This window comes from Verrucosispora sp. SN26_14.1 (assembly GCF_004307965.1).
GTDB lineage: Bacteria > Actinomycetota > Actinomycetes > Mycobacteriales > Micromonosporaceae > Micromonospora.
The window spans coordinates 1-7,058 of record NZ_SISL01000307.1; the positions used below are offsets into that span (position 1 = coordinate 1).

Genomic DNA, 7,058 nt, shown 5'->3' on the forward strand with positions numbered 1-7,058 from the left:
CCATCGCCCGCCCCACGACCGGCCGGCGATCCGCCGCCGGACCGACGCCACGAGCGACGATCCGGCGGCGGTGGACGGCCGGAGCCCGTCGCGATCCGGTGATCCGAGGGAGCGGCAGACAGATGCGATTCGACGGGGTCCGGGTGGCCGGCGTGGCCGCGTACGTGCCGGGGCGGACGCGGGTGGTCGACGCGGTGGCAGACGGCCGGTGCAGTCAACGGCTCGCGACGCAGACCGGCCTGCACGCGGTGAGCGTGTCGGCCGAGGAGTCCGGTCCGGAACTGGCGGTACGCGCCGCCGAGCTGGCCGTGAAACGCTCCGGGCACACCCCGGACGAGGTGGCGCTGCTGTTGCACGCCACCGTCTACCACCAGGGACACGACGTGTGGGCGCCGGCGTCGTACATCCAGCGGATGGTGCTCGGCAACCGCTGCCCGGCGTTGGAGATCCGTCAGCTCTCCAACGGTGGACTCGCCGCCCTCGATCTGGCGGCGGCGTACCTCACCGCCGCGCCGCGACGTGCCGCGGCGCTGCTCACCACCGGGGACAGGTTCTGCGCGCCGGGCTTCGACCGGTGGAACAGCGACCCCGGCACGGTCTACGGCGACGCCGGTACGGCGCTGGTGCTCTCCCGGGACACCGGGTTCGCGCGTCTGCTGAGTCTGGTGACGGTCTCCGAGCCGGACCTGGAGGGGCTGCACCGTGGCGACGACCCGTTCGGTGTCGCGCCGTTGGCGCAGCGGCAACCGGTGGACCTGGAGGCGGTCAAGAAGGCGTTCGTCGCCCGCACCGGCGTGTCGTACAGCATCAGTCGGGTGGTGGCGGGCCAGGCGGAGGCGGTGGACCGGGCGCTCGCCGAGGCCGGGCTGGCCTTCACCGACGTGGACCGGTACGTGTTGCCGCACTTCGGGTTGCGCCGGCTCACCTCGTCGTACCTGCGGCCGTGGCAGGTGGACCGGGCCGTCACCACCTGGGACTGGGCCAGCACGGTCGGCCACCTCGGGGCGGGCGACCAGTTCAGCGGCCTCGCGCATCTGGTGGAGACCGGGACGCTGCGCCCCGGCGAGCGGGTGCTGCTCGCCGGGGTCGGAGCGGGATACACGTGGACCTGTGCGGTGCTGGAGATCGACGAGGTGCCGGGATGGGCGGGGTGAGTCCCGGTGTGCCTCAGGCCGCCGGGTTCACCGTCGACCGTTCGACCCCGCTGGCCTCCAGATGCCACTTGGTCAGGATCCGGCGGTACGTGCCGTCGGCGATCAGCCGGTCCACCGCGGCCCGCAGCGGTTCGGCGAGACCGGCGCCCTTACTGGTGGCCAGGCCCACGTCGCGGCGGCCCAGCTCGCCGACGAAGCGCAGCCCGGGCTGCTGGCTCGCCGCGTAGCGCAGCACGCTGGAGGTGCTGACCAGGATGTCGACGTGGCCCTCCCGCAGGGCGAGGAAGTGCGCGGCGGCGTCGCTGTAGGTGCTGATCTTGTAGGGCTTGCCGGCGTCGACGCAGACCCGCTCCCGCTGGCGCAGGTCCTGCTCGAAGGTGCTGCCCACGCCGGTGCCGATGGTCAGCCCGCACAGCTGCGACACGTCGGTGACCTCCCGCAACGAGCTGTCGTCGCGGACCATGAAGCCGGTGCCGTCGGTGAGGTAGACGGTGAAGTCCAGCACCTTCTTGCGTTCCTCGGTGACGGCGAAGTTGGCGGTGCCGACGTCGAACCGGCCGGCGGTCAGCCCGGTCAGCAGCGACGCGCCGCTGACCTGCTCGCGGCTGACGGTCAGGCCGAGGACCCGGGCCGCCGCGTCGGCGATGTCGATGTCGACGCCGCGCGGCGGGCCGCCGTCCTGGGGGTGGAAGGCGATCGGCGGGGTACCCACCGCCGAGCCGACGGTCAACCGGCCCCGCTCACGGATCTCGGCCGGCAGCAGCGCCGCGATGTCGGGTGCGGCCTGCACCTGCGACACCACGTCCTGGGCGCCGAGGTCGGCGGGCGCCTCCCCGCCGGTGGGGGCCGGCGCGGCGTGGACGCACGCGGTCAGCAGGCCGAGCACGGTGGCCGCTGTCCCGGCGACCAGCCAGCGGGTATGACGCGACAAGTACACGTTGTCTCCTAACGGTGGAGGATGGTGGCGAAGAACCGGGCGGTGCGCTCCTCGCGGGGGCGGTCGAGCATCTCGGCGGGTGGCCCCTGCTCGACGATGCGACCCCGGTCCATGAAGACGATCTCGTCGGCGACCTCGGCGGCGAAGCGCAGCTCGTGGGTGACGATCAGCATCGTCATGCCGCCCGCGGCGAGGTCGCGGACCACCGCGAGCACCTCGCCGATGAGTTCCGGGTCCAGCGCGCTGGTCGGCTCGTCGAAGAGCATCACCTTGGGACGCAGCGCCAGGGCGCGGGCGATGGCGACGCGCTGCTGTTCGCCGCCGGAGAGCTCGCGCGGGTAGGAACGCTCCTTGTGTGCCAGGCCGACGCGGTCCAGCAACTCGCGGGCGCGGGCGACCGCCGCGTCACGCGGCAGCCGCTGCACCGCGATGGGCGCCTCGACGAGGTTCTGCACGACGGTCAGGTGCGGGAACAGGTTCAGCGCCTGGAACACCATCCCGACCTCGGTACGGTGCCGGGCCAGCAGCCGTGGTGACGCCTCGACCAGTCGGCCGCGCCGCAGCACGTGGCCGACCGGACGGCCGTCGACCAGGACCATGCCGGCGTCGGCCCGTTCGAGGCGGTTGACGCAGCGCAGCAGCGTGCTCTTGCCCGAGCCGGACGGGCCGACGACGCAGGTGACGGTCCCCCGGTCGACGGTGAGGTCCACGCCGTCGAGCACGGTGGTGGCGCCGAACGCCTTGCGGACGCCGACGAGCTGCACCATCGGCCGGAGCGGATCGTCGTCGTGCACCGTGGCGCTCACCGTTCCACCCCCTCGGCGAGGGCGCGCAGGCGGGCGCGCAGCGGGAGACCGTTCCGGCCGCTGCCCCGCCCGAAGTAGCGTTCGAGGAGATATTGCAGTCCGCTGAGGATGGTGGTGAAGACCAGGTACCACAGCGTCGCCACGAGCAGCAGCGGAATCACCAGGTAGTTGCGGTTGTAGATCAGTTGGACCGAGAACAGCAGGTCCTGTCCGGCGATCACGCTCACCACCGAGGTGCCCTTGAGCAACGCGGCGGCCTGGTTCGCCGAGGGCGGCACGATGGCGCGCATCGCCGGTGGCAGCACGATCCGCCACAGCGTCCGCGTCCGCGACAGTCCCAGCGCCTGGGCCGCCTCGGTCTGCGACTTGTCCACCGACAACAGCCCGGCCCGCACGATCTCGCTGGCGTGCGCCGCCTCGTGCAGGGTCAGGCCGATGACCGCGGCGAGGAAGCCGTTGATCAGACCTCGGGTCTGCACGTCCAGCAGGGTCGGGCCGAACGGCACCTCGACGGTGATGCGGGGGTAGAGCAGCGAGATGTTGTACCAGAACAGGAGCTGCACCAGGATCGGCACGGACCGGAACAGCCAGGTGTACCCCCAGCTCACCGACTGCAACAGCAGGCTGCCGGAGAGCCGCATGACCGCCAGCAGCGTACCCAGGGCGAAGCCGCCGACCAGCGCGATCGCGGTGAGCAGGAGGGTGATCCGGAGCCCGTCGAGGATGACGTCGGCGGTGAGGTACTGGGCCACCACGTCCCACTGGAGTGCGGGGTTGCGGGCCAGGTTCTGGAGTGCGAACAGCAGCACCACCAGTCCGGCCAGCGCGGCGACCCGGCGGCTGCGCCGGTACGCGGGTGGGGCGGGCGGGGCGGTGAGGTAGGTGTCGGTCGGTACGACCGTGTGGGTGGTCACCGGTGGCCGTCAGAACCGGGGCAGCACGTGCGTGGCGAACAGCCGCAGGGAGCGGGCGGCCTGCTCGTACGGGACGTTGCCGGAGACCACCTGCAGGCTCAGCGTCACGTCGCCGAACCACTCGCGGATGTTCTCCACCGCCGCGATCACCTGCTCCGGTGAGCCGACGAGAGCCTTGCCGGCGGCGACCTGCCGGTCGAAGTCGCCCTTTCCGACCCGCTCCACGATCTTCTCGTAGCCGGGGTAGTCGGCGCTGCGGGTGTGCGCCCAGGCCGAGACCGCGTCGGCGAGCGTCCGGTGGGACTGCTCGGAGTAGCCGCGCCCGAGCCTGCGGGCCTCGTCGGGATCCTCCGCCAGGAACGCGTTGTAGCTCATGTGGACGTCCTCGTCGGTCGGGGTGACACCGTTCGCCGCCGCGGCCTTGCGGTACAGCGCCAGCACGTCCTGCACCTGTTCACGGGAGTTGATCGAGGGCACCAGCATCACGCCGTGGCCGTTGCGTCCGGCGGCCTCGGCCGACTCCGGCGACTTGGCGGTGGCCACCAGGATCCGGGGGTGCGGCTGTTGCACCGGTCGGGGCAGCAGGGTGACCGGGCCGAAGCGGTGGAACCGGCCCTCCCACACCGCGTTCTCGGTGGTCCAGAGCAGTGTGCAGGCGGCCACCCCCTCGTCGAAGCGGGCCCGGCTCTCGTCCAGCGGAATCCCGAACGCGTGGAACTCGTCGGGCAGGAACGCCCGGCCGAAGCCGACGTCGAGCCGGCCGCCGGAGATGCCGTCGAGCATCGCGAGTTTGCCGGCGAGCTTCACCGGGTGGGTGAAGGCGGGCAGCACCGCGCCGGTGACCAGGCGGATCCGCCGGGTCCGGGCGGCCGCGGCGGCGAGGAACGTGACCGGGTCCGGGCTGTAGCCGCCGTACGGGGAGAAGTAGTGCTCGACGGTCTTGACGTGGTGGAAGCCCAACTCGTCGGCCAGCTCCGCCAGCCGCAGGCTCTCGGAGAAGTACTGCCCGGCCGGTTTGTCCTGCGGGCCGACGGTCGGGAACAGGTTGATGCCGAACTTCATGCCAGCTCCCTCGGGTTCGGACGGGCCACGACCGGTGCGACCGTGGCGGCGTCGGACCAGGCGCGGTACGTCCCGCGCCGGTACAGCAGTGGGGCGTGCCCGGTCACCGTGACCGCCTCGACCAGGCCGACGACCACGGTGTGGTCACCGAGCGGCACCGCGTGCCGCACCGTGCACTCGGCGTGGGCGGCGGCCGCGTCGTCGAGCCGTGGCGCGCCCCGGGCGCCCGGAGACCCCGTCCAGGGGACGTCGGTGAACTTGTCCGCTCCGCTGCCGGCGAACCGGGCGGCGAGGTCGCGCCGGTGTCCGGCGAGGTAGTTGACCGTGAAGGCGCCGCTGCGCAGGATGCGCGGCAGGGTGCGGGACCGTTCGTCCAGGCACACCAGCAGCAGCGGCGGGTCCAGCGACACCTCGCACACCGCGCTGGTTGTCAGCCCGGCCGGTTCGTCGCCGTCCAGGGTGGTCACCACCGCCACGACGCCGGGTACCGTGCCGAACAGCGCCCGGAACGTGGACGCGTCGACCGCCATGCGTACCCCTCCCACCCGCGCCTCGGTGCGCGGCCGGCCCGCGCTCCGCCGACACTGGCGGTCCTCGCTAGAGGCCAGGTACACCGGCGCTGGAGAGATCGACACCGGCCTCCGTGAGGCGGCGGCGCAGCAGGGCGGTCGCGTTTCGGTGCAGCGGGAAGTCCGATCCCGGCGGCAGGACTCCGCTGCCCTCCAGCAGCCGCACCACCCGGGCGGTGACGACGCAGAACCGGAACGCCGCGTCGACCTCGTGGTACTCCAGGTGTTCCAGCGGGCGGCCCAGCAGCCGGGCGTAGTACGCCACCGTCTCGGCCCGGGTCGGCAGGCCGGGCAGGCGCGCGGCGCCGATGCCGGTGCTCAGGAAGCGGTCCATGTGCAGGAACCAGGCGAGGTCGCTCTCCGGGCGGCCGACGTCGACCAGTTCCCAGTCGAGCAGGGCGGCGGGCCGGTCCCCGGCGAAGACGATGTTGCCGAGCCGGGCGTCGCCCCACAGCGGTGTGGGCACGGCCGGTGCCGGTGGCCGGTGGGCGCGCAGCCACGCCACCGCCGCCGTGACGGCCGGGTTGTCGACGGCACCGAAGTGATCCAGGTGTCCGGCATAGAACTCCGGGTCGCCGGAGGGCGCGGCGGTGACCGGCAGGGTCGCCGGATCGAGACGGTGCAGCCGGCCCATCGCCGCGAGCGCCCGCCACCACACCGCCCGCTGCCGGGCCGGCGAGGCGTCGGCGAGCCATCCCTGCCGGTGGTACGACGGCAGGTCCGCCGGCACCTCCCCGGCGACGCGGGCCATCACCACGAACGGCGCGCCCAGCGGTTGCGGGTCGGGTTCGTGGCCGAGCACCGGTGCCACCGGTACGGCGGTGTCGGCGAGCGCCACCTGCACCGCGATCTGTTCCCGCCAGCGCAGGTCGGGGAAGATGCGGTGCCCGGTCGGGGCGACCCGTACCGCGAGGGGCACGGTGCGCTCCCGGCCGTGCTCGCGCCACCTGGCGTCACAGAGCAGGATCTCGGCGGAGAAGCCGGCGGTGGGAGGTACGGTCACCGGCCCCACCACCACGTCGCGCACGGGCAGGGCGTCCCGCAGCCACTGCGCGAGCCGGGTACGGGTCAGTTCGGAATCACGCTGCACGGGTATCGGCACGGACGTCTCCGATCAGGATGTGCCACCGGGTGGTGTGGGTACGAGGAAGGGCCGCCGACCGGCGTCGAGCGCGCAGAGCGCGTCCAGGCTGAGCACCGGCGCGGCGGGCGGGGGCGGATCGAGCCATCCGGCGCCGGTGCGGACGGCCTGGTGGAGTCGCCGGAGCGGTGCCGACGGCGGGACACCGAGGTCGCGGCGCAGTGCGGCGGCGAGTCGTTCGTAGACCCGTACCGCGTCGGCCTGCCGACCGCTGCGGTGCAACGCGGTGATCAGGCTGGCGTGGATCGGCTCGCTGAGGGGATGCCGACCGGCCAGGGCGGTGGCCGTGGGCACCACCTGCCGGTGCCGGCCGCAGCGCAGCTCCGCCTCCAGGTACCGCTCGACCAGCAGCAGCCGCCACTGGTCGAGGTGACCGGCGATCTGCTGGGCGACGGGACCGGTGCGGACGTCGGCGAGCACCGCGCCGCGCCACAGCGCGAGCGCCGGTCGCTTATACACAGCTGACGCTGCCGAC

At 73.1% G+C, this 7,058-nt stretch carries 8 protein-coding genes; 1 reads left to right on the forward strand and 7 read right to left on the reverse strand.

Annotated elements, in window-relative coordinates:
• Positions 1-122 precede the first annotated feature (122 nt).
• Positions 123-1,154 (forward strand): ketoacyl-ACP synthase III family protein, encoded by a 1,032-nt coding sequence (locus tag EYA84_RS22575; RefSeq protein WP_131055086.1) that lies wholly within the window; start codon positions 123-125, stop codon positions 1,152-1,154.
• Positions 1,155-1,167: 13 nt separating this feature from the next.
• Here the strand turns inward: EYA84_RS22575 and EYA84_RS22580 are convergent, their stop codons facing one another.
• The 7 genes from EYA84_RS22580 to EYA84_RS22610 all read right to left on the reverse strand — a co-directional run.
• Positions 1,168-2,091 (reverse strand): ABC transporter substrate-binding protein, encoded by a 924-nt coding sequence (locus EYA84_RS22580; RefSeq protein WP_236145906.1) that lies wholly within the window; start codon positions 2,089-2,091, stop codon positions 1,168-1,170.
• A gap of 8 nt (positions 2,092-2,099) precedes the next feature.
• Entirely contained in the window at positions 2,100-2,858 is a 759-nt protein-coding gene (locus EYA84_RS22585; RefSeq protein WP_131055100.1) for an amino acid ABC transporter ATP-binding protein, read from the reverse strand.
• Positions 2,859-2,893: 35 nt separating this feature from the next.
• The gene (locus EYA84_RS22590; protein WP_131055088.1) at positions 2,894-3,811 is read right to left on the reverse strand and encodes an amino acid ABC transporter permease; all 918 of its coding nucleotides are present in this window, start codon (positions 3,809-3,811) and stop codon (positions 2,894-2,896) included.
• A gap of 9 nt (positions 3,812-3,820) precedes the next feature.
• Positions 3,821-4,873 (reverse strand): LLM class flavin-dependent oxidoreductase, encoded by a 1,053-nt coding sequence (locus EYA84_RS22595; RefSeq protein ID WP_131055090.1) that lies wholly within the window; start codon positions 4,871-4,873, stop codon positions 3,821-3,823.
• Positions 4,870-5,403, reverse strand: coding sequence for a flavin reductase family protein (locus EYA84_RS22600; RefSeq protein WP_131055092.1), 534 nt, complete (start codon positions 5,401-5,403; stop codon positions 4,870-4,872). Before EYA84_RS22600 ends, EYA84_RS22595 begins: the two co-directional genes overlap by 4 nt.
• 67 nt (positions 5,404-5,470) lie before the next feature.
• Positions 5,471-6,544, reverse strand: a complete 1,074-nt coding sequence (locus EYA84_RS22605) for a phosphotransferase family protein (RefSeq protein WP_131055094.1) — start codon at positions 6,542-6,544, stop codon at positions 5,471-5,473.
• A 12-nt stretch (positions 6,545-6,556) separates the two neighbouring features.
• Positions 6,557-7,058: AfsR/SARP family transcriptional regulator (locus EYA84_RS22610; protein WP_161595017.1), on the reverse strand; the 502-nt coding region annotated here is incomplete at its 5' end.

Bases quoted from the DNA above. Each gene is read 5' to 3' on its own strand.
- EYA84_RS22600 (WP_131055092.1), bottom strand. From the start codon at position 5,403: ATGGCGGTCGACGCGTCCACGTTCCGGGCGCTGTTCGGCACGGTACCC.
- EYA84_RS22575 (WP_131055086.1), top strand. From the start codon at position 123: ATGCGATTCGACGGGGTCCGGGTGGCCGGCGTGGCCGCGTACGTGCCG.
- EYA84_RS22595 (WP_131055090.1), bottom strand. From the start codon at position 4,873: ATGAAGTTCGGCATCAACCTGTTCCCGACCGTCGGCCCGCAGGACAAA.
- EYA84_RS22585 (WP_131055100.1), bottom strand. From the start codon at position 2,858: ATGGTGCAGCTCGTCGGCGTCCGCAAGGCGTTCGGCGCCACCACCGTG.